General features: G+C 71.6%; 29 protein-coding genes and 1 riboswitch. Of the genes, 16 read left to right on the forward strand and 13 right to left on the reverse strand.

Annotated features, from left to right (window positions below):
* The first annotated feature begins 115 nt into the window (after positions 1–115).
* The 6 genes from ACFWFZ_RS07685 (at position 116) to ACFWFZ_RS07710 (ending at position 5,767) form a co-directional block, all read left to right on the forward strand.
* Positions 116–976, forward strand: a complete 861-nt coding sequence (locus tag ACFWFZ_RS07685; RefSeq protein WP_387118048.1) for a bifunctional methylenetetrahydrofolate dehydrogenase/methenyltetrahydrofolate cyclohydrolase — start codon at positions 116–118, stop codon at positions 974–976.
* Positions 966–1,397, forward strand: a complete 432-nt coding sequence (locus tag ACFWFZ_RS07690) for a DUF3017 domain-containing protein (RefSeq protein WP_387118050.1) — start codon at positions 966–968, stop codon at positions 1,395–1,397. The genes ACFWFZ_RS07685 and ACFWFZ_RS07690 overlap by 11 nt, the downstream gene beginning before the upstream one ends.
* 232 nt (positions 1,398–1,629) lie before the next feature.
* Positions 1,630–2,619 (forward strand): malate dehydrogenase, encoded by a 990-nt coding sequence (locus tag ACFWFZ_RS07695; RefSeq protein WP_387118053.1) that lies wholly within the window; start codon positions 1,630–1,632, stop codon positions 2,617–2,619.
* A 144-nt stretch (positions 2,620–2,763) separates the two neighbouring features.
* On the forward strand, positions 2,764–4,476 hold the full coding sequence (locus tag ACFWFZ_RS07700) for a hypothetical protein (RefSeq protein WP_387118056.1): 1,713 nt from the start codon (positions 2,764–2,766) through the stop codon (positions 4,474–4,476).
* Positions 4,463–4,846 carry a hypothetical protein gene (locus tag ACFWFZ_RS07705; RefSeq protein WP_387118059.1) on the forward strand — a complete coding sequence of 128 codons (384 nt, stop codon included), beginning with the start codon at positions 4,463–4,465 and terminating at the stop codon, positions 4,844–4,846. The genes ACFWFZ_RS07700 and ACFWFZ_RS07705 overlap by 14 nt, the downstream gene beginning before the upstream one ends.
* Positions 4,847–4,849: 3 nt before the next feature.
* A complete protein-coding gene (locus ACFWFZ_RS07710; protein ID WP_387118062.1) occupies positions 4,850–5,767 on the forward strand; it encodes a hypothetical protein in 918 nt (305 codons plus the stop codon).
* Positions 5,768–5,811: 44 nt separating this feature from the next.
* Here ACFWFZ_RS07710 and ACFWFZ_RS07715 read toward each other — a convergent pair whose 3' ends face one another.
* Positions 5,812–6,336 carry a carboxymuconolactone decarboxylase family protein gene (locus tag ACFWFZ_RS07715; RefSeq protein WP_387118065.1) on the reverse strand — a complete coding sequence of 175 codons (525 nt, stop codon included), beginning with the start codon at positions 6,334–6,336 and terminating at the stop codon, positions 5,812–5,814.
* A 47-nt stretch (positions 6,337–6,383) separates the two neighbouring features.
* Between ACFWFZ_RS07715 and ACFWFZ_RS07720 the strand changes: the two genes are divergently transcribed.
* The gene (locus ACFWFZ_RS07720) at positions 6,384–7,781 is read left to right on the forward strand and encodes a PLP-dependent aminotransferase family protein (RefSeq protein WP_387118068.1); all 1,398 of its coding nucleotides are present in this window, start codon (positions 6,384–6,386) and stop codon (positions 7,779–7,781) included.
* Positions 7,782–7,835: 54 nt separating this feature from the next.
* On the opposite strand, the gene ACFWFZ_RS07725 is transcribed toward ACFWFZ_RS07720, so the two are convergent.
* Complete coding sequence (locus ACFWFZ_RS07725; RefSeq protein ID WP_387118392.1) at positions 7,836–8,669, reverse strand: hypothetical protein; 834 nt, start codon at positions 8,667–8,669, stop codon at positions 7,836–7,838.
* Positions 8,670–8,785: 116 nt separating this feature from the next.
* Here ACFWFZ_RS07725 and ACFWFZ_RS07730 point away from each other — a divergent pair, with 116 nt between their 5' ends.
* Together ACFWFZ_RS07730 and ACFWFZ_RS07735 are read left to right on the forward strand one after the other, a co-directional pair.
* Positions 8,786–9,082: a hypothetical protein gene (locus ACFWFZ_RS07730; protein ID WP_387118071.1), complete on the forward strand. Its 297-nt coding sequence runs from the start codon at positions 8,786–8,788 to the stop codon at positions 9,080–9,082.
* Between the two features lie 7 nt (positions 9,083–9,089).
* Positions 9,090–10,292, forward strand: coding sequence for a glutathionylspermidine synthase family protein (locus ACFWFZ_RS07735; RefSeq protein ID WP_387118074.1), 1,203 nt, complete (start codon positions 9,090–9,092; stop codon positions 10,290–10,292).
* Between the two features lie 183 nt (positions 10,293–10,475).
* Here ACFWFZ_RS07735 and rocD read toward each other — a convergent pair whose 3' ends face one another.
* Entirely contained in the window at positions 10,476–11,681 is a 1,206-nt protein-coding gene (rocD, locus tag ACFWFZ_RS07740; protein ID WP_387118077.1) for an ornithine--oxo-acid transaminase, read from the reverse strand.
* A gap of 131 nt (positions 11,682–11,812) precedes the next feature.
* Positions 11,813–11,903, forward strand: a riboswitch (ZMP/ZTP riboswitch).
* Between the two features lie 34 nt (positions 11,904–11,937).
* Here rocD and glyA point away from each other — a divergent pair.
* The 4 genes from glyA to ACFWFZ_RS07760 all read left to right on the forward strand — a co-directional run bounded on the left by glyA (position 11,938) and on the right by ACFWFZ_RS07760 (position 16,235).
* Positions 11,938–13,221 (forward strand): serine hydroxymethyltransferase, encoded by a 1,284-nt coding sequence (glyA, locus tag ACFWFZ_RS07745; RefSeq protein WP_387118080.1) that lies wholly within the window; start codon positions 11,938–11,940, stop codon positions 13,219–13,221.
* Positions 13,222–13,407: 186 nt separating this feature from the next.
* Positions 13,408–14,421, forward strand: a complete 1,014-nt coding sequence (gene trpS, locus ACFWFZ_RS07750) for a tryptophan--tRNA ligase (protein WP_387118083.1) — start codon at positions 13,408–13,410, stop codon at positions 14,419–14,421.
* Positions 14,422–14,518: 97 nt separating this feature from the next.
* A complete protein-coding gene (locus tag ACFWFZ_RS07755; protein ID WP_387118086.1) occupies positions 14,519–15,124 on the forward strand; it encodes a 2'-5' RNA ligase family protein in 606 nt (201 codons plus the stop codon).
* A 178-nt stretch (positions 15,125–15,302) separates the two neighbouring features.
* Positions 15,303–16,235 (forward strand): YihY/virulence factor BrkB family protein, encoded by a 933-nt coding sequence (locus tag ACFWFZ_RS07760; RefSeq protein ID WP_387118089.1) that lies wholly within the window; start codon positions 15,303–15,305, stop codon positions 16,233–16,235.
* Positions 16,236–16,248: 13 nt separating this feature from the next.
* Here ACFWFZ_RS07760 and ACFWFZ_RS07765 read toward each other — a convergent pair whose 3' ends face one another.
* Positions 16,249–17,496, reverse strand: coding sequence for a D-alanyl-D-alanine carboxypeptidase family protein (locus ACFWFZ_RS07765; protein ID WP_387118092.1), 1,248 nt, complete (start codon positions 17,494–17,496; stop codon positions 16,249–16,251).
* A 121-nt stretch (positions 17,497–17,617) separates the two neighbouring features.
* On the opposite strand from ACFWFZ_RS07765, the gene ACFWFZ_RS07770 reads away from it, so the two are divergent.
* From ACFWFZ_RS07770 to ACFWFZ_RS07780, 3 genes are read left to right on the forward strand one after another with little or no spacing between them, the layout of a single operon-like run.
* Positions 17,618–17,887 carry an SCO4848 family membrane protein gene (locus ACFWFZ_RS07770; protein WP_387118096.1) on the forward strand — a complete coding sequence of 90 codons (270 nt, stop codon included), beginning with the start codon at positions 17,618–17,620 and terminating at the stop codon, positions 17,885–17,887.
* Complete coding sequence (locus ACFWFZ_RS07775; protein ID WP_387118099.1) at positions 17,884–19,230, forward strand: metallophosphoesterase; 1,347 nt, start codon at positions 17,884–17,886, stop codon at positions 19,228–19,230. The genes ACFWFZ_RS07770 and ACFWFZ_RS07775 overlap by 4 nt, the downstream gene beginning before the upstream one ends.
* A 31-nt stretch (positions 19,231–19,261) precedes the next feature.
* Complete coding sequence (locus ACFWFZ_RS07780; RefSeq protein ID WP_387118102.1) at positions 19,262–19,471, forward strand: hypothetical protein; 210 nt, start codon at positions 19,262–19,264, stop codon at positions 19,469–19,471.
* A gap of 15 nt (positions 19,472–19,486) precedes the next feature.
* Here the strand turns inward: ACFWFZ_RS07780 and ACFWFZ_RS07785 are convergent, their stop codons facing one another.
* From ACFWFZ_RS07785 to ACFWFZ_RS07825, 9 genes are all read right to left on the reverse strand, one after another.
* Positions 19,487–20,236 carry a TetR family transcriptional regulator gene (locus ACFWFZ_RS07785; RefSeq protein WP_387118105.1) on the reverse strand — a complete coding sequence of 250 codons (750 nt, stop codon included), beginning with the start codon at positions 20,234–20,236 and terminating at the stop codon, positions 19,487–19,489.
* 11 nt (positions 20,237–20,247) lie between these two features.
* Positions 20,248–20,694 carry a thiol-disulfide oxidoreductase DCC family protein gene (locus tag ACFWFZ_RS07790; RefSeq protein ID WP_387118108.1) on the reverse strand — a complete coding sequence of 149 codons (447 nt, stop codon included), beginning with the start codon at positions 20,692–20,694 and terminating at the stop codon, positions 20,248–20,250.
* A gap of 3 nt (positions 20,695–20,697) precedes the next feature.
* Entirely contained in the window at positions 20,698–21,102 is a 405-nt protein-coding gene (locus tag ACFWFZ_RS07795) for a hypothetical protein (RefSeq protein ID WP_387118111.1), read from the reverse strand.
* A gap of 159 nt (positions 21,103–21,261) precedes the next feature.
* Positions 21,262–21,813, reverse strand: coding sequence for a hypothetical protein (locus ACFWFZ_RS07800; protein WP_387118114.1), 552 nt, complete (start codon positions 21,811–21,813; stop codon positions 21,262–21,264).
* 194 nt (positions 21,814–22,007) lie between these two features.
* Positions 22,008–22,766, reverse strand: a complete 759-nt coding sequence (locus tag ACFWFZ_RS07805) for a succinate dehydrogenase iron-sulfur subunit (protein WP_030663937.1) — start codon at positions 22,764–22,766, stop codon at positions 22,008–22,010.
* Positions 22,766–24,520, reverse strand: a complete 1,755-nt coding sequence (gene sdhA, locus ACFWFZ_RS07810; RefSeq protein ID WP_387118117.1) for a succinate dehydrogenase flavoprotein subunit — start codon at positions 24,518–24,520, stop codon at positions 22,766–22,768. Before sdhA ends, ACFWFZ_RS07805 begins: the two co-directional genes overlap by 1 nt.
* Positions 24,521–24,543: 23 nt before the next feature.
* A complete protein-coding gene (locus tag ACFWFZ_RS07815; RefSeq protein ID WP_319821645.1) occupies positions 24,544–25,026 on the reverse strand; it encodes a succinate dehydrogenase hydrophobic membrane anchor subunit in 483 nt (160 codons plus the stop codon).
* Positions 25,027–25,031: 5 nt separating this feature from the next.
* Entirely contained in the window at positions 25,032–25,412 is a 381-nt protein-coding gene (gene sdhC, locus ACFWFZ_RS07820; protein ID WP_075970878.1) for a succinate dehydrogenase, cytochrome b556 subunit, read from the reverse strand.
* A gap of 152 nt (positions 25,413–25,564) precedes the next feature.
* Positions 25,565–26,164: a 2-oxo-4-hydroxy-4-carboxy-5-ureidoimidazoline decarboxylase gene (locus ACFWFZ_RS07825; protein WP_387118122.1), complete on the reverse strand. Its 600-nt coding sequence runs from the start codon at positions 26,162–26,164 to the stop codon at positions 25,565–25,567.
* Positions 26,165–26,495: the final 331 nt, after the last annotated feature.

Consider the following 26,495-nt stretch of genomic DNA (forward strand, 5'->3'; position numbering starts at 1 on the left):
ATTGTCCAGCCGGTTGGCATACAGGCGGTCACTTGTTGTGCAAGTGCAATGAATCCTGAGGTCCTGCGAGCGCCTTGACTGGAACCAGGGCCACCTCATCCGGGAGGATGGAGGCATGACCGCCCAGATTCTCGATGGCAAGGCCACCGCGGCCGCGATCAAGTCCGAACTGACCGCCCGTGTGGCGGCCCTGAAGGCCCGGGGCACCACCCCCGGCCTCGGCACCCTGCTGGTCGGCGACGATCCGGGCAGCCGCTGGTACGTCAACGGCAAGCACAAGGACTGCGCCGAGGTCGGCATCGCCTCCATCCAGCGCGAACTGCCCGCGACGGCCTCCCAGGAGGACATCGAGGAGGTCGTGCGGGAACTCAACGCCAACCCGCAGTGCACGGGCTACATCGTCCAACTCCCGCTCCCCAAGGGCATCGACACCAACCGGGTCCTGGAGCTGATGGACCCGCTGAAGGACGCCGACGGCCTGCACCCCACCTCCCTGGGCCGGCTCGTGCTGAACGAGCCGGGCCCGCTGCCCTGCACCCCGTACGGGATCGTCGAACTGCTGCGCCACCACGGCGTCGAGATCAACGGGGCGCACGTCGTCGTCCTCGGCCGCGGGATCACCGTCGGGCGGTCCATCGGCCTGCTGTTGACCCGCAAGTCCGAGAACGCCACCGTGACGCTGTGCCACACCGGTACGCGCGACCTCTCCGGGCTGCTGCGCCAGGCGGACATCATCGTCGCCGCCGCCGGGGTCCCCCACCTGGTCAAGCCCGAGGACGTGAAGCCGGGCGCGGCGGTGCTCGACGTGGGCGTCAGCCGCGACGGGGCCGGGAAGATCGTCGGCGACGTGCACCCCGGCGTCGCCGAGGTCGCGGCGTGGATCTCGCCGAACCCGGGCGGCGTCGGCCCGATGACCCGCGCCCAGCTGCTCGTCAACGTCGTAGAGGCGGCGGAGCGGGCCGGCCGTGCGGGCTGAACCGGGCGCCGAGCACGTGAACGGGAGCGGCGCGGCCAAGTCCCGCCGCTTCCCGTCCGTCACGCGGGACACGGCCCGTCCCGAGGGCAGCGGCCGAGCCGTCCCGGGGGCCGTGTCCACGCCCGCCCGCCAGTGGCCGATGCTCAGCGTGCTCGCCGCGACCGCGGTGGGGCTGCTGACCACGGCGCTCGGGCAGGCCCGGGCCGGCTGCCTGGTGATCGGCGTGGCCCTGATCGCGGCGTCGGTGCTGCGGCGCGTGCTGCCCTCGGTGGGGATGCTCGCGGTGCGCTCCCGCTTCACGGACATGATCACCTACGGGCTGCTGGGCGTGGCGATCACGCTGCTCGCCCTGGTGATGGAGCCCAGGCCGCTGCTGGAGATCCCGTTCCTGGAGAGCGCGGTCCGCTTCACCGTGCGCTGAGCGGGCCGGGCGGGGCGGATCCTCCCGGTCGAATGGAAGTCCGGGAACGGGCCGCGCCTTCGAAACGCCGGGGCGCGTGTGCCACGCACCACAGGGACCCGGGGGTTGGGCCGCGCCCGGGTCGGATAGCCTGACCGCGGATGTCTCTTCACGTCAAGATTTACAGGGGAGCGGCGTCCTCCAGCACATGGGGCAGGGACGCCCCACCGCCAGCTGTCTAACGGAGAAGGCCATGACCCGCACTCCTGTGAATGTCACCGTCACCGGCGCCGCCGGCCAGATCGGCTACGCGCTGCTCTTCCGTATCGCGTCCGGTCACCTGCTCGGCGCCGACGTGCCGGTCAAGCTCCGCCTCCTGGAGATCCCCCAGGGCATGAAGGCCGCCGAGGGCACCGCCATGGAGCTCGACGACTGCGCCTTCCCGCTGCTCGCCGGCATCGACATCTTCGACGACCCGAACAAGGGCTTCGAGGGCGCCAACGTCGCGCTGCTCGTGGGCGCCCGCCCGCGCACCAAGGGCATGGAGCGCGGCGACCTGCTCGCCGCCAACGGCGGCATCTTCAAGCCGCAGGGCCAGGCCATCAACGCGCACGCCGCGGACGACATCAAGGTCCTGGTCGTGGGCAACCCGGCCAACACCAACGCGCTCATCGCGCAGGCCGCCGCCCCGGACGTACCGGCCGAGCGCTTCACCGCGATGACCCGCCTGGACCACAACCGCGCGATCTCGCAGCTGGCCGCCAAGACCGGCGCCGCCGTCTCCGACATCAAGCGCCTGACGATCTGGGGCAACCACTCGGCGACCCAGTACCCGGACATCTTCCACGCGGAGATCGCCGGCAAGAACGCCGCCGAGGTCGTGGGCGACCAGGCGTGGCTCGCCGACACCTTCATCCCGACCGTCGCCAAGCGCGGCGCCGCGATCATCGACGCCCGTGGCGCGTCCTCCGCCGCCTCGGCCGCCAACGCCGCCATCGACCACGTGCACACCTGGGTCAACGGCACCGCCGAGGGCGACTGGACCTCGATGGGCATCCCGTCGGACGGCTCCTACGGCGTCCCGGAGGGCCTGATCTCCTCCTTCCCCGTCACGTGCAAGGACGGCAGGTACGAGATCGTCCAGGGCCTGGACGTCAACGAGTTCTCCCGCGCCCGCATCGACGCCTCCGTCCAGGAGCTGTCGGAGGAGCGCGACGCGGTCCGCGAGCTCGGCCTGATCTGATCCGTCGCTCCTCACCGAGGAGCGCGGACCCTTGCGCCACCTCGGCGTCAGAGCACCGACCGAAGCGCCCCGGCCCCCACAGGCCGGGGCGCTTTGGCGTGATTACGCCTGTCGCAAGTTGTAAGGGAAATCTAAGGTCGGTCGGTGACCGAGAGCCCGATTCCCCGCCAGCACCCAGGCGCCCCGCTGGACGACCCCCGCACCGGCCGTCCCCCCGTCGACCCGGCGGTCAGCGAGGCCGGCCGCTTCCTGTGCGCGGGCACCTACCTCGACGCCGGGTACCGCGACCGCGTCATCGAGGAGCTGTACGTCCACGAGGAGCGCATCGTCGCGCCCTCCTACGGCTTCGACGCCTCGCGCGTCCTCGCCCACGCCCTGCGCGCCCGCCGCGCCGAACTCGGCTGGGCGGTCGGCATACTCGGCGCCTGGTTCGCGGGGTCCCTCCTCACCGGGGGCGCCCTCGTGGTGGTGCTCTTCCCGTTCCTGCTGCTGAGCCTCGCCGGCTGGCTCAGGGCCCGCTCCGGGCTGCTTCCGCGCCTGCTGGCCCTCGTCGTGCGCCTCTACGCCTGGTGGAACCTGGCCGTCATCGTAGTCCTCGTCCTCGGGATCTGGCTGGCTCTGCTCGGCGCCTTCGGAGACGACGACGAAGGCCCCGTCGGACTCGGGGCGCTGCTCTTCTCCCAGGGCATCGGCGGCCCGGCGGCCGGCTTCGTCCTCGGATGGATCCCGGCGGTCTTCGCCGCGGTCGTCACCGTCGTCGGACTCCAGCGCGGCCACGTCGCCCGGACCATCGCCACCGACCTCAACCGGGAGCGGTACGCCCACCGTTCCACCGACCCGGCGGAAGCGGAGCAGGGCGTACGGTTCGCCCGCGTACGGCAGCGCATCCTGCACGAGCAGCACTCGCCTATGGTCCTGTACGACATCAACGATCCGTTCGTCGGGGCCGGTGAGGCCTACCGGCCCTGGCAGGTGTCCTTCGAGCTGCGTCCCCGCGAGGACCTCGAACCCGGCCGCGAACCGCAGCCGCTCACCAACGCCCGCATCATCGCGGGCATCGTGCCCCTGTTGGACCAGCTGCGGGTGCCCTCGCCGCACGGCTCGCCGCAGGCTGAGGCCGCTGTACTGGACCGCCTGCGCGAGCTGGTTGTCGACAGTTGCGTGTTCCTGCCGGGCGGCGGCCTGGACCACCGCGACGAAGGCCCGCACCTGCGGGCCGACTTCGAGGCGCACCGGGCCGCCGCCGTCGAGGAGGGCGGCGAGCGCCGCCGCTACTTCCTGCGCGTCCGGGTCGGCGGCTGGGACGAGAACCTCGTCGTCACCGTGTTCGTACGGGTCCACACCCAGGGCGGGATGATGATGGTGGAGGTGGCGCCGCACGTGCTGCTGCCCGTCCACGTCGCCTTCCACAACGCGGACGCCGACGCCCACCGCTACCTGAACAACAGCCGGTTCGGAAAGGCCGTCTGGGCGCTGCGGCACACGCCCGCCTCCTTCACGGCCGCCCTCGCCACCCTGGGCCGCGGCATCGCGAGCTGGTGGCGGATCGTCACCGCCGGCCACGGCGGGGCGCGCCCGGAGGGGCCGCGGGCGTCGGTGCGCGAACTCGCCGCGCAGGACAACGGATCGCTGTTCCACCTCATGGACCTCGACCGGTATCTGAAAACCATTCAGGACCGGATCGTCGCCGGCATTACCGTGGTCCTGGACGAGAACGGCTGGTACACCGAGGCCTTCGCACGCCAGGCCGACGTCCACATCAACGCGCACTTCGGGGACGTGAGCAACAGCTCGATCAGCGTCGGCGGCACCGGGAACCACAACAGCACACACAGGGGGAGCCATGGCCACAGGTGACGGGGGAGCGCAGGAGCCCACCGTGCGGTTCGGCAACATCCACGGCAGCGCGGTCAGCGTCGGCGGTTCGAACAACACGAACACCGTCCACCAGGGCGGTACGGGAGCGGACGCGCCCGGCGCGGCGGAGCTGCTGGAGGCGGTGCTCGCCCTGCGCGAGGCCCTCGTACGGGAGGCACCCCGGGGCGCCGACCGGACCGCGCTCGACGCCGAACTGGACGGGGTCGCCGAGCAGCTGGAGGGCACCGAGGCGATCCGGCCCGGCCTGGTCACCCGGCTGCGCGAGGCGCTGCAGCGGTGGGCCCCGCTGGTGGAGTCGGTGAGCGCGGCCGCTGCCCTGGGCAGCCTGCTCGGCGCGCTGGGGGGCTGATCCGTGGCTCCGGCACAGCCGCCGTCCGGCCCGCGCCGCTGGGACGCGCAGGCGCAGCGCTGGGTGGCGGACCAGGCCCCGGCCGGGCCTGCGGCACATCCTCCGGCCGGGTCCCCGCCGGGCACCGTCCAGGGCCTGCCGCCGCTCCCGCCGCAGCCGCCGACCGCGCCCGCACCTGCGTACGAACCGCCGCCCGTGCCGCCGCCGCCCGGTCCCCGGCCCGCCGACCGGCCGCGCGGCCGGTGGCTGACCCCGGCGACGGCGGGCATCGCGGTCGCCTCCGTGGCGATCGGCGCGGCGGCCGTGTGGTTCGTGGCCCGGGACACGGGCGACGCGGACCACACGGGGGAGAAGAACGGGACGGTGACCTCGGGGGCTCCGACGGGGTCCGGCAACGGCGCGTCCACGGCCACCGCCGCCCCGTCCACCACTGCCGGACCGACCCGGACGCCCACCCCGAGCCCCACCGGCAGCGGGCCGGGCGCCGGAGCCCACGAGACGAAGCAGGACGCGGCGGGCTTCACCATCGCCGTTCCGGCGGGCTGGGCACGCGAGGAGCTCAAGGAAGGGGTCTTCTACCGCTCGGCCGACCGGAGCGCGCTGATCCAGGTGTTCCGGGTGTCGGAGCCGGAACTCAGCCCGCTCCAGGCGGTCAGGCAGGCCTCCACCTACCTGCGGGGCGGCACCCGGGGGTACGAGGAGATCAGCGTCGGCCCGGTGCCCGGCAGCTCCGGTGCGGCGGAGCTCGTCTACCAGTACGACAGCGAGGAGTCGCGCGGGGTGCGGCGGGGCGTCGAACGGGTCTTCCTCGCGCCGGACGGCACCAAGTGGGCGCTGCTGACGGCGGGCCCGGTCGCCGAGTGGGAGGCCACGCAGGACCACCACGCGGCGGCGCTGGCGGCGTTCCGGCCGACCGGCTGACGGGCCGGCCGGCCTCCCGTCCCGGCCGGGCCCGGTCAGCCCGGTCAGCTCTTGTACAGGCCCGGCTTGTAGTGGCCCGGCACCATGCGCGTGGTGACACCGATGCGGTTCCACACGTTGATCGTCGCGATGACGGCGATCAGCTGGGCCAGCTCGCGCTCCTCGAAGTGCGCCGCGGCCTTCGCGTACACCTCGTCGGGCACGAAGCCTTCCGTCAGGGCCGTGACGGCCTCGGTGAACTCGATCGCGGCGAGCTCCTTCTCGGTGTAGAAGTGCCGCGACTCCTCCCAGGCGGCCAGCTGCACGATCCGCTCGACGCTCTCACCGGCGGCGAGCGCGTCCTTGGTGTGCATGTCGAGGCAGAAGGCGCAGTGGTTGACCTGGGAGGCCCGGATCTTGACGAGCTCGACCAGGGACGGCTCCAGGCCCTTGCGGGCGGCGAGCTCCAGGGCCAGGACGGCCTTGTACACCTCGGGGGCGAGCTTCGCCATGTGCATGCGCGGAGTGTGCTCGGGGGCGTGGTCGTGGGCGGGGGACTGGGTCTGCCGGTTCTCGGCGGTGGTCGTCATGTGATCCACGCTAGGAGCGAGGCGGCCCGCCGGTATGGTCCATATCCATGACGGATCCTTGGGCCACTTTCGGAGCCGACCTGCATCTGGACCTCTCCGCCGGGCGCGGTCTGCGGGCCGGGCTCACGGAGGCGTTGCGGGAGGCCGCGCGCAGCGGGCGGCTGGCGGCCGGCACTCGGCTGCCGTCGTCCCGGACCCTCGCGGCCGACCTGGGCATCGCGCGGAACACGGTCGCCGAGGCGTACGCCGAGCTCGTCGCGGAGGGCTGGCTCACGGCCCGCCAGGGCTCCGGCACCCGGGTCGCCGAACGGGCCCGCCCCCGCCGGGCCGCGACCGCCGCCCCCGTACGCCGCCCCGCGCGGAGCGGGCCCGCGTACAGCCTGATCCCCGGCACCCCGGACCTGGGCGGTTTCCCGCGCGCGGCCTGGCTGTCGGCGGCCCGGCGGGCCCTGACCGCCGCCCCGAACGAGGCCTTCGGCTACGCGACCGACGGGCGCGGCCGCGTCGAGCTGCGGCGGGCGCTCGCCGGCTACCTGGCGCGGGCGCGCGGGGTGTACGCGGACCCGGACCGGATCGTGCTGTGCGCCGGGTTCCTGCACGGGCTGAAGCTGCTCGCGGAGGTGCTGCGGGCGCGGCGGGTGCGGGAGGTCGCCGTGGAGGGGTACGGCCTGGACTTCCACCGGGACGTGCTGGTGCGGGCGGGGCTGCGGACCAGGCCGCTCGGGGTGGACGGCGAGGGGGCCCGTACGGGCGGGCTGACCGCGGCGGCGGGTGCGGTGCTGCTGACCCCGGCCCACCAGTTCCCGACGGGCGCCGCCCTGACCCCGGCCCGCCGGGCGGCGGCGGTCGACTGGGCCCGGACCACCGGCGGACTGATCCTGGAGGACGACTACGACGGCGAGTTCCGCTACGACCGGCAGCCGGTCGGGGCCCTCCAGGGCCTGGACCCGGACCGGGTGGTCTACCTCGGCACGGCCAGCAAGTCCCTCGCCCCGGGACTGCGGATCGGCTGGATGGTGCTCCCGCCGGGCCTGGTGGAGGAGGTGACCGCCGCGAAGGGGTACACGGACTGGACCTCCAGCGCGCCGGACCAGCTCACGCTGGCGGAGTTCATCGCGTCCGGGGCGTACGACCGGCACGTGCGCGGCATGCGGCTGCGCTACCGGCGGCGGCGCGACGAGCTGGTGGCGGCGGTGGCCGGCCGGGTGGCGGGGGTCTCGGGGATCGCGGCGGGCCTGCACGCGGTGCTGGACCTCCCGGCGGGCACCGAGCGGTCGGTTCTGCAGTCGGCGGCCTGGCAGGACCTGGCCCTGTACGGCCTCTCCGCCTTCCGCCACCCGCAGGCGGAGGTCGCGCCGCGGGACGCGCTGGTCGTCGGCTACGGGACCCCGTCGGACAGTGCCTGGTCGCCGACCCTTGCGGCGCTCGCCGCCTCACTGCCGTGACCGAGCCGGGCGCGCCACCGCCGCGGGGGGCTCCGCCCCCCGGCCCCCCGCGCCTCAAACGCCGGCGGGGCTCGAACGCGGCGATTTCGGCTCACCGAAGCGGGAGAGGGCCAGGGAGCCGGCGACGGCCACCGCGAAGCCCGTCACCGCCAGCCACGTCAGGCCCTCCCGGGTGCGGTCGCCGAGCCAGACCACGCCCACCACCGCCGGGCCGATGGTCTCGCCGAGCACCAGGCCGGCCGTCGCGACCGTCACCGAGCCGCGCGCCAGCGCCGAGGTGAGCAGCAGGAACCCCGCCGCGCCGCCCAGCAGGAGCGCGTACAGGGCCGGGTTGGCGAAGTCCCACACCGAGTCGGTGAGCCGCACGGAGACCTCCACCACGCCGAAGCCCGTGCCCGACCCCAGGCCGAGGACCAGGGCTCGCGGCCCGTCCGGCAGCCCGCCCGCCACCGCCCCGACCAGCAGCACCAGCACCGCCACCCCCAGCAGTCCCAGCTTCAGCGCGGGCGAACCCGTACCGGTGCCCTCTTCCCCCGCGGAGAGCCCCAGCATCAGCAGCCCCACGCACACCGTGCCCACCGCACACCACTCCGCCGGGGAGAGCCGCACCGCCATCAGCCGCGACGCGACCACCGCCGTCACCGCCAGACTGGCGGCCAGCGCGGCCCCGACCACGTAGATCGGCACATGCCGCAGCGCGATGATCTGCAGGACGAATCCGGCCGCGTCCAGGCCGAGGCCCAGCACGTAGCGCCACTGCCGGGCGGCCCGCAGGAACAGCGCCGCGTCCACCCCGGACCCGCTGCCGGGCTCCACCGCCCGCGTCGCGACGGCCTGCAGGACGGACGCCGTGCCGAAGCACACCGCCGCGCCCAGGGCGCAAATCATCCCAATCAGCACGAACTGACTCTAGGTCACGGATCTCACGGCGGCCGGATTCCATCGGCCGGGGACCCCGTTCTAGTCTGTCGGGAGCACGCCAGGCCCCAGGGGGAGCAGCAGACATGGACATCAGCAGCACCAACCAGCGCCGTATGCGCTCAGGCGCCGTCGCCCTCGGAGGCATGGGCCTGCTCGCGGCCACCCTCGTGGCCTGCGGCAGCAGCGACGAACCGGACCGCCGCTGCGCGTCCCGCTCCACGCTGAACCACCTGAACAGCAAGGAGTGCAAGACCGGCGGAACCGGCGCGTACTACTACGGCGGCCACGTCAGCAACGGCAAGGTCACCGGCGGCAGCTTCGACAAGTCCGCCGTCACCCGCGGCGGCATCGGCGGCCACTCCAGCTCCAGCGGCGGCTGATCACACGATGCAGCGGCACACCATCGAGCCCCGCCCCGGCTGGCAGAAGACGGTCGAGGAGCAGGGGCTGATCTACCCCCTCACCCGCTACCCCGACGACTCGCTGCGCCCCTACTGGGACGAGAGCGCCTACTACTCCTTCTCCCTCCCGGAGATCGAGGCGCTGGAGAACGTCGTCGAGGAACTGCACGCCATGTGCCTGGCCGCGGCCGCGCACATCGTCGAGCACGACCGCTTCGCCGACCTCGGCATCACCGACCCCGAGCTCGCGGCGCTGATCACCGAGTCGTGGCGCCGCCGCGCCGAACAGCCCTCCCTCTACGGCCGTTTCGACCTGCGCTACGACGGCAGCGGCAGCCCGGCCAAGATGCTGGAGTACAACGCGGACACCCCCACCTCCCTGGTGGAGGCGGCCAGCCCGCAGTGGTTCTGGATGGAGGAGCGGTTCCCCGGCGCCGACCAGTGGAACTCCCTCCACGAGCGCCTCGTCGACGCCTGGCGCCGCCAGGCGGAGCTGCTGGCGCCCGGCCCGCTGCACTTCGCGCACTCCGAGACCGACGAGCTCGGCGAGGACCTGATGACGGTCGCCTACCTCCAGGAGACCGCCGACCAGGCAGGCCTGGAGACCCACGCCCTGTCCGTCGAGCAGATCGGCTGGGACAGCCTGTCCGGCCGGTTCGTGGACGACAAGCTCCGCTTCATCCGCAGCTGCTTCAAGCTCTACCCGTGGGAGTGGCTGGCCACGGACGAGTTCGGCCCGCAGGTCCTCGGCACCTACGACCACGGCGGCGGCTCCGGCACCACCTGCTGGATCGAGCCGCTGTGGAAGATGCTGCTCTCCAACAAGGCGCTGCTCGCGATCCTGTGGGAGCTCTTCCCGGAGCACCCGAACCTGCTGCCCGCCTACCTCGACGGCCCGCGCGAGCTGGCGGAACCCGGTTCGGCAGGCTATGTGGCCAAGCCCCTCCTCGGCCGTGAGGGCGCCGGTGTCACCCTGCACGAGCCGGGTCCGGACGGCGAGCCGTTCGTACCGCAGCCGGGGGAGCGGTACTGCTTCCAGGGGTTGGCCCCGCTGCCCGACTTCGACGGCAACCGGGTGGTGCTCGGTGCGTGGGTCGTCGAGGACGAGGCGGCGGGGCTCGGGATCCGCGAATCGGCGGGGCCGGTCACGGACGAGTACGCCCGCTTCCTGCCCCACGTCATCCTCTGAGGATCCGCTGCCGGACCGCCAAGGGCTGTCCCGCAATCCCTGGCGGATCAGCGCGCGGCGTCGGATGCGGTGCATCGCAAGGCGGAGGAGCGTCTTCATACTGGGCGTATGCGGGCGCTTCCGACAACGCGGCGAGGTGCCGTAGCCGGCGCCGCGCGCCCGCCGGGGATTACGGGACAGCCCTTACGCCGACAGCACCGACCGGAGCTGCTCCAGCCCCCAGTCCAGGTCCTCCTTGGTGATCACCAGCGGCGGGGCGATGCGGATCGTCGACCCGTGGGTGTCCTTCACGAGCACGCCCCGCTCCATCATCTTCTCGGAGATCTCCCGGCCCGTGCCGCGGGAGGGGTCGATGTCGACGCCCGCCCACAGCCCGCGGCCGCGCACGGCGGTCACGGCGCCCCCGCCGACGAGCATGCCCAGCTCGCGGTGGAGGTGGTCGCCCAGTTCGGTGGCCCGCTGCTGGAACTCGCCGGTCCGCAGCATCGCGATCACCTCCAGCGCGACGGCGCACGCGAGCGGGTTCCCGCCGAAGGTGGACCCGTGCTGGCCGGGCCCGAACACCCCCAGCACGTCCCGGTCGGCGACGACGGCCGACACCGGCACGACGCCGCCGCCGAGCGCCTTGCCGAGGATCCAGACGTCGGGGACGACCCCCTCGTGCTCACAGGCGAAGGTCTTCCCGGTCCGGCCGAGCCCCGACTGGATCTCGTCGGCCATGAAGAGCACGTTCCGCTCGCGGGTCAGCTCCCGTACGCCGCCCAGGTATCCGGCGGGCGGCACCAGCACCCCCGCCTCGCCCTGGATCGGCTCCAGCAGCACGGCCACGGTGTTCTCCGTGACGGCGTGGGACAGCGCGGTGAGGTCCCCGTACGGGACGATCTCGAAGCCGGGCGTGTACGGGCCGAAGTGGTCGCGGGCGTCGTGGTCCGTGGAGAAGGACACGATCGTCGTGGTCCGCCCGTGGAAGTTGTCGGCGGCCACCACGATCTTCGCGTGGCCGTCCGGGACGCCCTTGACCTCGTAGCCCCACTTGCGGGCGGTCTTCACCGCCGTCTCCACCGCCTCCGCGCCCGTGTTCATGGGCAGCACCATCTCCTTGCCGCACAGCGCGGCGAGTTCGGTGCAGAAGTCGGCGAACCGGTCGTGGTGGAAGGCGCGCGAGGTGAGGGTGACCCGCTCCAGCTGGGCGCGTGCGGCGTCGATCAGACGGCGGTTGCCGTGCCCGAAGTTGAGCGCGGAGTACCCGGCGAGCATGTCGAGGTATCTGCGGCCTTCCACATCGGTCATCCACGCGCCTTCCGCGGACGCGACGACGACGGGCAGCGGGTGGTAGTTGTGCGCGCTGTGCGCGTCGGCGGAGCGGATGGCATCAGCTGTTGTCGACACGGGGTCTCCGATCGTCCGTCTGGCCGGTGAAGCGGTGACGAGGGTGGCGTCACCTTCTTATCGTCGCTCGTATCCCGGAGGAAGAAACCTCCCCGCAGGCGACACTGCGGACTCGCTCATCTAGGGTGTTCGATACGCACGGCGACTGGCGTACGGAGAACCAACTCCGGGGGAGTCGTGCGCGCTCGACCGCATACAGGGCCGCTCGCCTGGGCCTCGCGGGGTACCGATCACATCGACCCCGGAGGAGCCCGCCATGTCCGCGAGCCGCCATCCCGCCCTGTCCGCGACCGATCCCGAACTGGCGTCCTACGTCGCCGCGGAGGAAGTCCTCCAGGCGGAGACCCTGCGCCTGATCCCCAGCGAGAACTACGTGTCCGCGGCCGTCCTCGAAGCCTCCGGCACCGTGCTGCAGAACAAGTACAGCGAGGGTTACCCCGGCCGCCGCTACTACGAGGGCCAGCAGAACATCGACCGGGTGGAGGCCCTGGCGATCGAGCGGGCCAAGGGCCTGTTCGGCGTGGACCACGCCAACGTGCAGCCGTACTCCGGCTCCCCGGCCAACCTGGCCGTGTACCTGGCCTTCGCGAAGCCCGGCGACACGGTCATGGGCATGGCGCTGCCGATGGGCGGCCACCTGACGCACGGCTGGGGCGTCTCGGCGACGGGCTCGTGGTTCCGCGGCGTGCAGTACGGCGTCCGCGCCACTGCGGATCCTGAAACGAATGGCCTGATCGACTACGACGCCGTGCGCGAGCTGGCCCTCGCCGAGCGGCCCAAGGTGATCTTCTGCGGCGGCACGGCCCTGCCGAGGACCATCGACTTCGCCGCCTTCGCCGAGATCGCGCGCGAGGCGGGCTCGGTCCTGGTCGCGGACGTCGCCCACATCGCCGGCCTGATCGCGGGCGGCGCGCACCCGTCCCCGGCGGACCACGTGGACGTCATCTCCACCACGACCCACAAGACCCTGCGTGGTCCGCGCGGCGCGATGCTGATGTGCCGCGAGGAGCACGCGAAGGCGATCGACAAGGCCGTCTTCCCCGGTCTGCAGGGCGGTCCGCACAACCAGACGACGGCGGGCATCGCGGTGGCGCTGCACGAGGCGGCGCAGCCGTCCTTCGTCCGGTACGCGCACGCGGTCGTGGCCAACGCCAAGGCGCTGGCCGCGGCACTGCTGGAGCGGGGCTTCGACCTGGTGTCGGGCGGTACGGACAACCACCTGATCCTGATCGACCTGACGGGCAAGGAGGTGCCGGGCAAGGTCGCGGCCAAGGCGCTGGACCGGGCGGGGATCGTCGTGAACTACAACACGGTGCCGTTCGACCCGCGCAAGCCGTTCGATCCCTCGGGCATCCGGATCGGTACGCCGTCGCTGACGTCGCGGGGGCTGACCACGGAGCACATGCCGCTGGTCGGCGACTGGATCGCCCGCAGCGTGGACGCGGCGGCCAAGGGCGACGAGCAGGCCCTGGCCGTGATCCGCACCGAGGTCGCCGACCTGATGGCTGCCTTCCCGGCCCCGGGCCTGCCGCTGTCGTAGCCCTGCGGCACCACTGCCGGGGGCTCCGCCCCCGGACCCCCGCGCCTCGAACACCGGTGGGGCTGGGAATCCAGCCCCGCCGGTGTTCGAGGCGCGGGTGCGGGCAGCGCCCACGGGCACCGCGCAGCGGGAACGAACCGGCCGAGGGCGGGCGTGAGCCCGCTCCGCACCTGAGAGAATGGGGCCATGGCTTCTGATCGTCCTCGCGCGCTCTCCGGCATCCAGCCCACCTCCGGTTCGTTCCACCTCGGGAACTACCTCGGAGCCATCCGCCAGTACGTCGCCCTGCAGGAGACGCACGACGCGTTCTACATGGTCGTCGACCTGCACGCGATCACCATGCCCCAGGATCCGAAGGCCCTGCGCGCGAACACCCGCCTCTCCGCCGCGCAGCTGCTGGCCGCCGGCCTGGACCCGGAGCGATGCACGCTCTTCATCCAGAGCCACGTGCCCGAGCACGCGCAGCTCGGCTGGGTGATGAACTGCATCACCGGCTTCGGCGAGGCCAGCCGGATGACGCAGTTCAAGGACAAGTCCGCCAAGGGCGGCGTCAACAGCGCCAGCGTCGGCCTCTTCACGTACCCGATCCTCCAGGTCGCCGACATCCTGCTCTACCAGGCGGACGCCGTCCCCGTAGGCGAGGACCAGCGCCAGCACATCGAGCTGACCCGCGACCTGGCCGAGCGCTTCAACAGCCGCTTCGGCCAGACCTTCACCCTCCCGCAGGCGCACATCGTCAAGGAGGTCGCGAAGATCTACGACCTCCAGGACCCGACGATCAAGATGTCGAAGTCGGCGTCGTCCCCCAAGGGCCTGATCAACCTCCTCGACGAGGCCAAGGTCACCGAGAAGAAGATCAAGAGCGCGGTCACCGACACCGAGGCCGAGATCCGGTTCGACACGGAGAAGAAGCCCGGCGTCAGCAACCTGCTCACGATCTACTCCACCCTCTCGGGCGAGTCGATCCCCGCCCTGGAGGAGAAGTACGCCGGCAAGGGCTACGGCGCGCTGAAGACGGACCTGGCCGGCGTGATGGTCGATTTCGTCACACCGTTCAAGCAGCGCACCCAGGAGTACCTGGACGACCCGGAGACGCTGGACTCCATCCTGGCCAAGGGCGCGGAGAAGGCCCGCGCGGTGGCCGCGGAGACCCTCGCGCAGGCGTACGACCGGCTGGGTCTGCTGCCCGCAAAGCACTGACGAACGCACCTGCGGAAAGACGGCTCTGGCACGAAGAGGGGTCCTGGCCGCACACTGGGGCGGCAGGAGTCCACAGGGACAAGCGGAGGAGAGACACGTGGGGACCGTAACGCTCGGCGTTTCGATCGCGGTCCCGGAGCCGTACGGCAGCCAGCTCCAGGAGCTGCGCGCGGGCTTCGGGGATGTCGCCGCGCACGGCATCCCCACGCACGTCACCCTCGTACCGCCGACCGAGGTGGAGGCGGACCGGCTCCCGGCGGTCCGGGCCCACCTGACCGAGGTGGCGGCCGCCTTCCGCGCCTTCCCGATGCGACTGGAGGGGACGGGAACCTTCCGGCCCGTCTCGCCGGTCGTCTTCGTCCAGATCGCCGAGGGTGTCGCGGGCTGCACCCGGCTCCAGGGCGAGGTCCGCGACCCCTCCGGGCCGCTCAGCCGCGAGCTGGCCTTCCCGTACCACCCGCACGTCACCGTCGCCCACGGGATCTCCGAAGAGGCGATGGACCTGGCGTTCACGACCCTGGCCGAGTACGCCGCCGAGTGGGTCTGCTCCGGGTTCGCCCTCTACGAGCAGGGCTCCGACGGGGTCTGGCGCAAGCTGCGCGAGTACCCGTTCGGGAGTGGGCCCATAGGCGTTCCGGCGCAGCCGGGCTCCCCCGTCGACCAGGCCGCCGATGCGGCGGGGGCGACCGTACGGCCTTCCTGACGGAGCCGGCGCAGAGTCAGCCGGGCGGTGCGCCGGGCGCGGAACCTCAGCCTCCGCAGGACCAGGGTGTGGAACGGACGCCCCGTCGAGGGCGCTGGGCGAAAAGTCACAATCGACGACCGTAGTCCCTGAAGGGGACAATCCCGGCTATTTCCGGCGCCTCATTTACGGTGACCCCATGGACTGGCTGACGAAACTCCCGGTGGTCGGGCCGCTTGCGGGCCGTCTGATGAGGACGCACGCGTGGCGCTCCTACGAACGCCTCGACCGCGTGCACTGGACCCGGCTGGCCGCCGCGATCACCTTCATCAGCTTCCTCGCGCTCTTCCCCCTGATCGCCGTGGCCGCGGCCGTCGGGGCGGCGCTGCTCAGCGACGAGCAGCTGGACAAGCTGGAGAAGACCTTCGCCGAGCAGGTCCCCGGCATCTCGGACCAGCTCGACATCGGGGGCCTCGTCGCGAACGCCGCCACGATCGGCCTCGTCGCCGGCGCCCTCCTGCTCTTCACCGGCATCGGCTGGGTGGGCTCGATGCGGGACTGTCTGCGCGCGGTGTGGGAGAAGGACGACGAGGACGAGGGGAACCTCTTCGTCCGCAAAGGCAAGGACGGGCTGGTCCTGCTCGGCCTCGGCGCCGTGGGCCTGGTCTCCGCGGCAGCCTCGATCCTCGGGGCCAGCGCGGTCGGAAGGTCCGCCGACTGGCTGGGCATCCCGCAAGAGGGCCCGGGCGGCGCGCTGCTGCGCGCCTTCGCCTTCCTGGTCGGTGTGGTGGCCGCCTTCCTGGTGCTGCTCTACCTGCTGACCCTGCTCCCCGGCGTCGAACCGCCGAGGCGCCGCCTGATCGAGGCGGCGCTGATCGGAGCGGCCGGCTTCGAGCTGCTGAAACTGCTCCTCAGCGGCTACATGCGCGAGATCGCCGCGAAGAGCATGTACGGCGCCTTCGGCGTGCCGATCGCCCTGCTGCTCTGGATCAACTTCATGGCGAAGCTGCTGCTGTACGTCTCCGCCTGGACCGCCACCCGCGACGACGGCGCCACCCGCGACGACGGCGCCGACGAAGCCGCTGCCGAAGACCCGCCGACGGCGGAACGGGAGCCCGCCGCCGACCGGTGAACTGCCCTCCCCCTCACACGAGTTCCTCGTCGGCCCCCCGGCTGCGCCGGCCGCGGGGCCAGCGGCGGTTGACCACGAAGGCGCCGCCCGCCAGGACCGCGAGCGCGCCGCCCGCGACGCCCAGGGCGGTGCCCACACCGCCGGCCGGGCCCCCGCCTGCTCCCGACGCGTTGTTCTCGTGCGACTGGGCCGGCGAGCCGTGGGGGGAGGTGTCCGCGCTCTTCGGCGGCACCAGCTCACCCACCGGCTTGACCTTCCCGGCCGCGGCGAAGCCCCAGTCGAAGAGCGCGGCGGTCTCCTCGTAGACCGAGTTCGCGCCGCCCGCCCCCGGGTTCATCACGGTCACCAGCAGCTTCCGGGAGCCCTGCTGCGCCGCGCCCGTGAAGGTGGACCCGGCCATCGACGTGCTGCCGTTCTTCACCCCGGCGATGCCCTTGTACGGGGCGATCCCGCCCACGCCCGTCATCAGCCGGTTGGTGTTCTGGATCTCGAAGTATTCCCGCGGCTTCCCCGGCTGCTGCAGGCCGGGGAACTTCGCGCTCGCCGTGCCGCAGTACTCCCGGAAGTCCTGCTTCTGCAGTCCGGAGCGGGCGATCAGCGTGAGGTCGTACGCGCTCGACACCTGCTCAGGGGCGTCGTACCCGTCGGGTGACACCACGTGGGTGTCCAGCGCCTGGAGCTCCTCCGCGTGCGCCTGCATGTCCTTGACGGTCTTCTCGACGCCGCCGTTCATGGCCGAAAGCACATGCACGGCGTCGTTCCCCGACCGCAGGAACACCCCCAGCCACAGGTCGTGGACGGAGTACTCAAGGTCCTCCTTGACCCCGACCAGGCTGCTGCCCGGGCCCACACCGTCCATGTCCTGGTCGGTGACCTTGTGGACCTGATCCTTGGGCAGGCTCGGCAGCAGGGTGTCCGCGAAGAGCATCTTCATCGTGGAGGCGGGGGGCAGCCGCCAGTGCGCGTTGTACGCCGCCAGGACCTCGCCGGACTCGGCGTCCGCCACGATCCACGACCGGCCGGTGAGGTTCGTCGGCAGGGCGGGCGCGCCGGGCAGCAGGTTCACCTGCGTACCGGGCTGGCCCAGCAGGGATCCGCCGACCGTGGACATCGACGCGGGCGGTGCGGGCGCCGGAGCCTTGGCGAGGCGGCCCTTCCCGTCGGTCGGCGGGGTCGGCGCGGCGTGCGCGGACGCCACCAGCACGGTGGGCGCGAGCAACGCGGCGGTGAGGACCGTCAGAGCGGTCGTCTTGGCAGACACGCAGGTGAAAGTACATCCCGATGAGCTGGATGGCGTCGCGGACCGGCCAATTCGTGGCAACCACCCCCGGGACAGCCCACCCCGGCGCGTCCGCGCCGGGGACGAAACCGATACTGAGGACATGAAACTCAGCCGTGCCGCTTCCTGGTTCCTGCTCGCCTTCGGAGTGTGGACCTGGTTCATCTGGGTGTCCTTCGTCCGGAACCTGTGGAAGAACGGCAGTGGCCTGGCCTTCGACACGGCGGGCGACCCCACTGCCTACTTCTGGGTCCACCTGACGCTCGCGGTGACGTCCTTTCTCCTGGGGACGGCGGTCGGTGCGATCGGGTTGCGCGGAGTCCTGGCCCTGCGACGTGCATCACGCTCCGGCGCCGAGGGCGGTGCGGCATGACGGTCCTGGTCGTCGCGCTGGTCGCACTGGCGGTCTGCGCCCTGCTCGTCGGGGTGCACCGCTGGCTGTGGATCCGGCTGGTCCGTGACACCACCGCCCCCGGCGGCGTGCCCCGCCGTGTCGGCACCGCGTTGGCCATCGCCCTGCCGCTCCTCTCCGTGGCAGCCCTGACCGCGGGCCGCGCCGGGGCCCCTTTCTGGCTTCAGCAGACGGTGTCCTGGCCGGGGTACCTGTGGCTCGCGGTGCTCCTGTACCTGACCCTGACCATGCTGGTCGCGGAACCGATCCGCGCGCTGTTGCTCCGCCGTCTGGCCCACCGCGGCCCCTCCGGGGCGGTAGCGGGACCTCCGGCGGCGCATTCCGCCCCCTCGGCGGGCACCCCCGAATCCGGCACGGCCACGGCCGCCGCGCTGGCGTCTTCCGCCGGCACCGGCACCGGCACCGGCACCGGGCCCGGCGCGGTGCTCGCCGCGGACGGCCCGGTCCGGGCACCGGCCGCGGCGGCGCCGGGCGGCGGGCTCAGCCGCCGCACCTTCGTCGCGCGCACGCTGGGCGGGACGGCCGCCGCCGTCGCCCTCGGCACGGTCGGCAACGGCGCGTACGGAGTGCTGCGCGGTCCCGGCGTGCGGCGCGTCCAGGTCCCCCTGGCCAAACTGCCGCGCGCGGCGCACGGCTTCCGGATCGCCGTCGTCAGCGACGTCCACCTCGGCCCGGTGCTCGGCCGCGCCCACGCCCAGCGCATCGTCGACACGGTCAACCGCACCCAGCCCGACCTCATCGCCATCGTCGGCGACCTCGTCGACGGCAGCGTCCCCGACCTCGGACCGGCGGCGGAGCCGCTGCGCGGGCTGACCGCCCGCCACGGCTCCTTCTTCGTCACCGGCAACCACGAGTACTTCTCCGGCGCCGAGCAGTGGGTCGAGCACGTCCGCGAGCTGGGCCTGACCCCGCTGGAGAACGCCCGGCGCGCCCTGCCGCACTTCGACCTCGCGGGCGTCAACGACATCCAGGGGGAGCGGGAGGGCAGCGGCCCCGACTTCCAGGCCGCCCTCGGCGACCGCGACCGGACGCGGGCCGCCGTACTCCTCGCCCACCAGCCGGTGGTCATCCACGACGCCGTCCGGCACGGCGTCGACCTCCAGCTCTCCGGCCACACCCACGGCGGCCAGCTCTGGCCCGGCAACTTCCTCGCCGACCTCGCCAACCCCACCGTCGCCGGGCTGGAGCGCTACGGCGACACCCAGCTCTACGTCTCCCGCGGGGCGGGCGCCTGGGGCCCGCCGGTCCGCGTCGGCGCACCGTCCGACATCACAGTCGTCGAACTCGCCTCATACCAGGCCTGACCCGCCCCGACCGCCAACCGGGCGCCCGAGAATGCCGCCCGCGGTGCTCGCCGGCCTCGACCCGGGCCTGAAGGACACCCCATACCAGGCCTTCGGCGGCAGCGAGATCCGCTCGATCGTCTTCAACGTCCGCCCCGGTTCCGCCGCCGCCCCGTTCGCCGGCCGCGAGGCCGTCACCGGCGCCCAGAACCTCTCCGACGGCACCGGTGTGTGGCGTCTGCGGGAACTCGACTGGCTGTAGGCCGTGCCCTGCGGGTCATACCGGGTTCGCGGCGTCCGCGTCCGGGCCCGGGTGGGGATCCGACGCCTTGCGCCGGCCCGCCGCCGTCTGGGCCATGCCCGGCAGGAAGTCCGCGAACAGCTCGTGGACCTCGCGCACCAGCGGCCGCAGCACACGGAAGCGGGCCAGCACGATGCCCCGCGTCGTGAGCTGCGCGCCGCGCTCGGCGAGCCGCCGCGACTTCTCGCTGTCCGGGGAGCGGTCGAAGACCCAGTACAGGACCAGGCCCATCTGCGAGAGCCACATCAGCTCGGGCAGTACGTCGGCCAGTTCGGCAGGCACCTTGGTCTTCGCCCCCGCCAGCACCTCTCGGTGGATGTCGATCGCCGCCTGTCGCGCCGGCTCCGACTCCGGCGAGAAGGGGCTGAGCGGGCTTTCGGGGTCGGCCGCGTTCTTGAAGAACTGCGAGGCGAACTCGTGGTACGGAGCGCCGATGTCCAGCCAGCTCGTCAGCACGCCCGCGAGCCGCTTCTGCAGATCGGTCTCGTTGTCCAGGATGGGCCGGACCGCCGCCTGGTGGGCGGCGCTGATCCGATCGTAGAACCCCTGGACCAGGTGTTCCTTCGACTCGAAGTAGTAGTAGGCGTTGCCGACCGAGACACCGGCCTCCTTCGCGATGCCCCGCATGGTCGTCTTGTCGAAGCCGCGCTCCTGGAAGAGCCGGAGCGCGGTTTCGAGGATGAGCGTGCGGGTCTGCTCGCTCTTGGGAGCCTTCTGATCAGTCACGGTGTATGAGCCTATCGGGGGACGGAGCACTGGTCGTCACAGGCCGGTCCCCCGACGGCTCCGGCCGGTCCCTCGACGGCTCCGGGCTGCCCCTCGGAGCGCACGGCCTGCCGCCACGCGGAGGCCGTGAACATGGCGGCCCGGGCGAACGGGCGGCCGGCCGGCGTCGCCAGCCAGTTCGCCTTCGGCCGGTGTTCGACCAGTGCCCACAGGCACACGATGAAGGCGTCGGTCCCGGTCCACACCTGCCCGGAGTCCCCCACGACGGTGATCTCCCGGAGCGTCGAGGCGTGGTCGAGCCGGGGGAACCGCCGCCGGGCCTCCCAGGACGCGGCGGGGACCAGGGCGACCGGGAGGAGCCACCGCTGCGCCAGCAGCCAGTGCCGGATGTGCACGCAGAGCGGGCAGTCGGCGTCGTAGAGGACGGTCAGGTGGCGTACGGCCGCCGTGGGTGCCATGGCTCAGGCCCCGACCGGCGCGGTCCACCCCTGCGGGGGGACCGGCGGGGTCTGCTGGCGCTCCATGATGCCGCGGCGGCGCATCCTGTTCAGCACCCACACGTTGCCGAGGTGCATGACGCCCAGGACCAGCAGGACGACGCCGAGCTTGACCGAGAGCGCCTCGAAGAGGGCGCGGGCGGTGCCGACCTCCTTGCCCGAACGCAGGTAGAGCGTCACGAAGCCGATGTTGACGAGGTAGAAGCCGACCACGAGCAGCTGGTTGACGGCGTCCGCGAGCTTCTCGTTGCCCTGGAGGACGTCGCCGATGAAGACGCGGCCGTTGCGGCTGAGCGTGCGGGCCACCCAGACCGTGAGAGCGATGCTGATGAGCAGGTAGATGACGTACGTGACCACGGTGAGGTCCATAGTCCCAGCCCCCTTGAACGTGTTCAAATGCTCTGATGCCCACGACTGTAGAGGCTTTTTTGAACAAGTTCAAGCGAATGTCCCGCTCGCGTCAGGAGGCCCGGAAACACGCGCGGGCCCCGACCGTACGGCCGGGGCCCGAAGCGTCGCGGGTGAAGCTCACATGCTGAGCGCACGCGCGTGGCCCAGCTGCGACATCACCCAGTGGTAGGTGTTCGCGTCCACGGCCGGGATCATCGTGGAATGGTGACGGCCGCCGCTGGTCACCGTCACCTGGATGTAGCCGGTGGTGGTCTTCTCCTTCATCAGGAGGAAGAGCAGGCCGAGCAGGCAGAAGAGGAAGAAGACGATCGCCAGCACGATCGCGTGGGGCGGGATCTTCTCCTCGGTGCGCGAGAAGTCGGTCGCGTTCCACATCGCGCCCCTGAGCGGCATCGGGCCCGACGGGGTGATGATCTGGTCGCCGGCGATCGTGATGTCGCCGAGGGCGAAGCCGGCGCCGCCGACCGGGGCGGCAAGGTGTCCGCCGGGCGCGGGGATGCCCGCGCCGCCGATGGTCGGCTGGTAGGCCGGGGCCGCCGGGTAGGGCTGGGGGTATCCGTAACTGGCCTCACCGGGGCCCCACTTGTAGTCGCTCTGGCCGGGGGTGCCGGGCTGGCCGCCCTGACCGGCGGGATCGCTCGTGTACGGATTCGGCTGCTGCTCGCTCATGCGGCCGATCCTTCCACAGGCGGCCCGGCCCTGTATCCCCGGTCCCGCAGCCCGGCCGTACAGGCCAAGAGGGGCCGCCGCGGCCGCCGTTGATGTGAGCCCCGCGCCAACTCCCGGCGTGGTCCGCGACGTACGAGGGCCCCGCCACCGGACGAACCGGGGACGGGGCCCTCGTACAGGCATGGACCGGGAGGTCAGAAGCGGCGCGTGATCAGCGCACGCTTGACTTCCTGGATCGCCTTGGTGACCTCGATGCCACGCGGGCACGCGTCGGTGCAGTTGAAGGTCGTGCGGCAGCGCCACACGCCGTCCTTGTCGTTCAGGATCTCCAGCCGCTGCTCGCCGGCCTCGTCACGCGAGTCGAAGATGAAGCGGTGCGCGTTGACGATCGCAGCCGGGCCGAAGTACTGGCCGTCGTTCCAGAACACCGGGCACGAGGACGTGCACGCGGCGCACAGGATGCACTTGGTGGTGTCGTCGAAGCGCTCGCGGTCCTCGGCGGACTGCAGGCGCTCGCGCGTCGGCTCGTTGCCCTTGGTGACCAGGAACGGCATGACGTCCCGGTACGCCTGGAAGAAGGGCTCCATGTCGACCACGAGGTCCTTCATCACCGTGAGGCCCTTGATGGCCTCGACGGTGATCGGCTTCTCGGGGTTGATGTCCTTGATCAGCGTCTTGCAGGCGAGCCTGTTCTTGCCGTTGATCCGCATCGCGTCCGAGCCGCAGATGCCGTGCGCGCACGAGCGGCGGAAGGTCAGCGTGCCGTCCAGGTCCCACTTGATCTTGTGGAGACCGTCGAGCACGCGCTCCTTCGGGTCGATCTCGATCTGGAAGTCCTGCCACTGCGACTCGTCCGAGATCTCGGGGTTGAAGCGGCGGATCCGGAAGGTGACCGTGATGTACGGGGAGGCCGCGGCCGCCTCTTCCATCTTGTCGAGGGTGGGGGTAGCCATCAGTACTTACGCTCCATCGGCTGGTAGCGGGTCGTGACGACCGGCTTGTAGTCGAGCCGGACCGAGTCCGAGCCGTCGGCTCCGACCTCGCGGTACGCCATGGTGTGGCGCATGAAGTTGACGTCGTCGCGGTTCGGGTAGTCCTCGCGGTAGTGGCCGCCGCGGGACTCCTTGCGCGCCAGGGCGGACACGGCCATGACCTCGGCCAGGTCGAGCAGGTTGCCCAGCTCGATGGCCTCCAGCAGGTCCGTGTTGAAGCGCTTGCCCTTGTCCTGGACGGACACGTTCTTGTAGCGCTCGCGCAGCTCCGCGATCTTCTCGACCGCGGTCTTGATGGTCTGCTCCGTGCGGAACACCATCACGTTCGCGTCCATCGTCTCCTGGAGCTCCAGCCGCAGGTCGGCGACCCGCTCCTTGCCCGTGGAGTTGCGCAGGCGCTCGACGAGGTCGGTCACCTGCTGCGCCGGGTTCTCGGGGAGCTCGACGTAGTCGTTCTCCTGCGAGTACTTCGCCGCGGCGATACCGGAGCGCTTGCCGAAGACGTTGATGTCCAGCAGCGAGTTGGTGCCCAGGCGGTTCGCGCCGTGCACCGACACGCACGCGACCTCGCCGGCCGCGTACAGGCCCGGGACGACGGTGGTGTTGTCGGACAGGACCTCACCCTCGACGTTCGTCGGGATGCCGCCCATGGCGTAGTGCGCGGTCGGCTGGATCGGGATCGGGTCCGTGTACGGCTCGATGCCCAGGTAGGTGCGCGCGAACTCGGTGATGTCCGGGAGCTTCGCGTCGAGCTGCTCCGGCGGCAGGTGCGTGAGGTCCAGGTACACGTGGTCACCGGCCGGACCGCAGCCGCGGCCCTCACGGATCTCGGTGTAGATGGAGCGCGAGACGACGTCACGGGACGCGAGGTCCTTCATGACCGGCGCGTACTTCTCCATGAAGCGCTCGCCGTCCTTGTTGCGCAGGATGCCGCCCTCACCGCGGGCGCCCTCCGTCAGCAGGATGCCCATGCGCCAGATGCCCGTCGGGTGGAACTGGAAGAACTCCATGTCCTCCAGCGGCAGGCCGCGGCGGTAGCAGGCCGCCTGGCCGTCACCCGTGAGGGTGTGCGCGTTGGAGGTCACCTTGAAGAACTTGCCGGTGCCGCCGGAGGCGTAGATGACGGCCTTGGCCTGGAACACGTGGATCTCGCCGGTGGCGAGCTCGTACGCGACCACACCGGCCGACTTCTTGACGCCGTCCTCCTCGACCAGGAGCTGGTCCAGGACGTAGAACTCGTTGAAGAACTCCACGCCCTCCTTGACGCAGTTCTGGTACAGCGTCTGGAGGATCATGTGACCGGTGCGGTCCGCGGCGTAGCAGGACCGGCGGACCGGTGCCTCGCCGTGGTTGCGGGAGTGGCCGCCGAAGCGGCGCTGGTCGATGGTGCCGTCCGGAGTGCGGTTGAACGGCAGGCCCATCTTCTCCAGGTCGAGGACCGCGTCGATGGCCTCCTTCGCCAGGATCTCGGCGGCGTCCTGGTCGACCAGGTAGTCACCGCCCTTGACCGTGTCGAAGGTGTGCCACTCCCAGTTGTCCTCCTCCACGTTCGCCAGCGCGGCGGCCATGCCGCCCTGCGCGGCACCCGTGTGGGAGCGGGTGGGGTAGAGCTTCGTCAGCACCGCGGTGCGGCTGCGCTTCGTCGACTCGATGGCGGCGCGCATGCCGGCGCCACCTGCGCCGACGATGACGGTGTCGTACTTGTGGATCTTCATTGGTTTCGCCTCAGCCCCGTTGCCTAGCGGATGTTCGGGTCGAAGGTGAAGATCACCAGCGTGCCCAGAAGGATGGTGAACACCGTGGCGGTGTAGAGCAGGCCCTTCAGCCACAGCCGCGTGTTGGCACGCTCCGCGTAGTCGTTGATGACGGTACGCAGGCCGTTGGCGCCGTGCAGCATCGCCAGCCACAGCATCAGCAGGTCCCAGACCTGCCAGAACGGGGACGCCCAGCGGCCGGCCACGAAGGCGAAGCCGATCTTGGAGACGCCGCCGTCGAGCACCAGCTGGATCAGCAGGTGGCCGATGACGAGGACGACGAGCACGATGCCCGAGAGGCGCATGAAGAGCCAAGCGACCATCTCGAAGTTGCCGCGGGTCGAGCGGGGCGTCTTGCCCGTGCGCTTGCGCGGCGCCTCGATGTAGGGCGCGGGGTTGTCCACGTCGTAGAGGGAAACACCCTCCACGTCGCCGATGCCCTTGGCGGAAGAAGTGTCAGAAGACATGCGTGTCACTTCCCGAACAGTTCGAGGTAGGCGTGGCCCAGTACGGGGTAGAGAGCCCCGACCATCAGCACGACCCAGATGCCCACGACCCACCAGAGCATCGTCTTCTGGTGGCGCGGGCCCTTGGACCAGAAGTCCACGGCGATGACACGGAGACCGTTGAGCGCGTGGAAGAGGATGGCGGCCACGAGGCCGTACTCCAGCAGCGCGACGATCGGAGTCTTGTAGGTAGCCACGACATCGTCGTACGCCTCGGGGGAGACGCGGACGAGAGCGGTGTCGAGGACGTGTACGAACAGGAAGAAGAAGATGAGGACGCCGGTGACTCGATGAGCCACCCAGGACCACATTCCTTCCCGGCCGCGGTACAACGTTCCAGCCGGCACGGAAAACCCTCCGGAAGCGGGGCGGGGGCCAGCCGGCTTCTTTGTCGGTCGGGCCCGGCCGGGTACGGTCCACCGGCCCCGGACATCGTAGCGACGACTTGTCGGTTCCCTCGCGCGGGGTCCGGCTCTGTGATCAAACAGGCACGTACGGGCTATCCCGCAGGGGCGAATAGCCCGATTTCAGCCGCGGGTGCCCCATCGGAGCGGGTCAGTCGGCGCGTCACGTCCAGGAGCCGGGACTGCGCGAGACGGCGCAGCTCGTCCGCGGAGAGCGCGCGCTCCTCGTCCACCTCGTGCCCCATCCTCCGGCGGATCGCCCCCAGCAGCTGGTCGGCCTGCTCCTCCGGCGGGTGCCCGTCCAAGCAGATCACGAAGGCGTGACCGAAATTCCGTTCGTACTCCGCGTGGGCCGCGTCGAGCGCCAGCAGCGCGGCGTAGGGCGCCCCGTGGTCCAGCTCTGCCGAGTGCTCCGCGGCCAGCGCCTCGCTCAGATCGGCCTGCGAGAGGTCGTACGAGGCCTCGTCCGCGGCGGCGAGCAGGGCGCCGGCGTCCGGGTAGGGGCGGTGCGCCGCCACTCGGTGCGCCCAGCGGCGGCTTCCGCAGCAGTGCAGCAGGACCGCCCGGGCGGCCTCAAGGGGCAGGGCGTTGAACCGTGCCAGTCCGGGGCCGAGGTCGGAGCAGCCGCGGGCCTGTGCCGGAAGGGGGCTGGACAGCGGGGGACTCCTCGGGGCGTGGCGCGGGTGTGCCGCCACGCTATCGACGCAGGGCAGGGTGTGTCGTACCCGTGCGGGGATTTCACCCGGAAGTGATCCGAAAGGATGACGTGCGCGCCACGGCCAGGCATGGTGGGATGCCCGAAAGGGGGAGGGCGACCGAGGCCGCCACCCCCCACAGGAGAGGCCCCGGCCGCCATCCGTCACGGGCTCGTGCGACAAGCCCGTACCCCTGTCAGCGCCAGGGGTGCGTTTTGTGTCACACCTCGCTCCGCGCAGGACTGGTTGCACGTTGTATCACTCGTGGACGAGAGGTGCGTGAAGGCCGTAACGTGCTGATTTGCGCCACACATACGGGACAGTGAACGGG

Origin of the sequence: Streptomyces sp. NPDC060232, assembly GCF_042726555.1 — a bacterium.
Taxonomy (GTDB): domain Bacteria; phylum Actinomycetota; class Actinomycetes; order Streptomycetales; family Streptomycetaceae; genus Streptomyces.

What these genes read in the sequence shown, in the direction of transcription:
- ACFWFZ_RS07685 (WP_387118048.1), top strand. Translation starts at nt 116, where the DNA reads ATGACCGCCCAGATTCTCGATGGCAAGGCCACCGCGGCCGCGATCAAG.
- ACFWFZ_RS07695 (WP_387118053.1), top strand. Translation starts at nt 1,630, where the DNA reads ATGACCCGCACTCCTGTGAATGTCACCGTCACCGGCGCCGCCGGCCAG.
- ACFWFZ_RS07705 (WP_387118059.1), top strand. Translation starts at nt 4,463, where the DNA reads ATGGCCACAGGTGACGGGGGAGCGCAGGAGCCCACCGTGCGGTTCGGC.
- ACFWFZ_RS07715 (WP_387118065.1), bottom strand. Translation starts at nt 6,336, where the DNA reads ATGACGACCACCGCCGAGAACCGGCAGACCCAGTCCCCCGCCCACGAC.
- ACFWFZ_RS07720 (WP_387118068.1), top strand. Translation starts at nt 6,384, where the DNA reads ATGACGGATCCTTGGGCCACTTTCGGAGCCGACCTGCATCTGGACCTC.
- ACFWFZ_RS07725 (WP_387118392.1), bottom strand. Translation starts at nt 8,669, where the DNA reads ATGATTTGCGCCCTGGGCGCGGCGGTGTGCTTCGGCACGGCGTCCGTC.
- ACFWFZ_RS07730 (WP_387118071.1), top strand. Translation starts at nt 8,786, where the DNA reads ATGGACATCAGCAGCACCAACCAGCGCCGTATGCGCTCAGGCGCCGTC.
- ACFWFZ_RS07735 (WP_387118074.1), top strand. Translation starts at nt 9,090, where the DNA reads ATGCAGCGGCACACCATCGAGCCCCGCCCCGGCTGGCAGAAGACGGTC.
- glyA (WP_387118080.1), top strand. Translation starts at nt 11,938, where the DNA reads ATGTCCGCGAGCCGCCATCCCGCCCTGTCCGCGACCGATCCCGAACTG.
- trpS (WP_387118083.1), top strand. Translation starts at nt 13,408, where the DNA reads ATGGCTTCTGATCGTCCTCGCGCGCTCTCCGGCATCCAGCCCACCTCC.
- ACFWFZ_RS07760 (WP_387118089.1), top strand. Translation starts at nt 15,303, where the DNA reads ATGGACTGGCTGACGAAACTCCCGGTGGTCGGGCCGCTTGCGGGCCGT.
- ACFWFZ_RS07770 (WP_387118096.1), top strand. Translation starts at nt 17,618, where the DNA reads ATGAAACTCAGCCGTGCCGCTTCCTGGTTCCTGCTCGCCTTCGGAGTG.
- ACFWFZ_RS07775 (WP_387118099.1), top strand. Translation starts at nt 17,884, where the DNA reads ATGACGGTCCTGGTCGTCGCGCTGGTCGCACTGGCGGTCTGCGCCCTG.
- ACFWFZ_RS07780 (WP_387118102.1), top strand. Translation starts at nt 19,262, where the DNA reads ATGCCGCCCGCGGTGCTCGCCGGCCTCGACCCGGGCCTGAAGGACACC.
- ACFWFZ_RS07790 (WP_387118108.1), bottom strand. Translation starts at nt 20,694, where the DNA reads ATGGCACCCACGGCGGCCGTACGCCACCTGACCGTCCTCTACGACGCC.
- ACFWFZ_RS07795 (WP_387118111.1), bottom strand. Translation starts at nt 21,102, where the DNA reads ATGGACCTCACCGTGGTCACGTACGTCATCTACCTGCTCATCAGCATC.
- ACFWFZ_RS07800 (WP_387118114.1), bottom strand. Translation starts at nt 21,813, where the DNA reads ATGAGCGAGCAGCAGCCGAATCCGTACACGAGCGATCCCGCCGGTCAG.
- ACFWFZ_RS07805 (WP_030663937.1), bottom strand. Translation starts at nt 22,766, where the DNA reads ATGGCTACCCCCACCCTCGACAAGATGGAAGAGGCGGCCGCGGCCTCC.
- sdhA (WP_387118117.1), bottom strand. Translation starts at nt 24,520, where the DNA reads ATGAAGATCCACAAGTACGACACCGTCATCGTCGGCGCAGGTGGCGCC.
- ACFWFZ_RS07815 (WP_319821645.1), bottom strand. Translation starts at nt 25,026, where the DNA reads ATGTCTTCTGACACTTCTTCCGCCAAGGGCATCGGCGACGTGGAGGGT.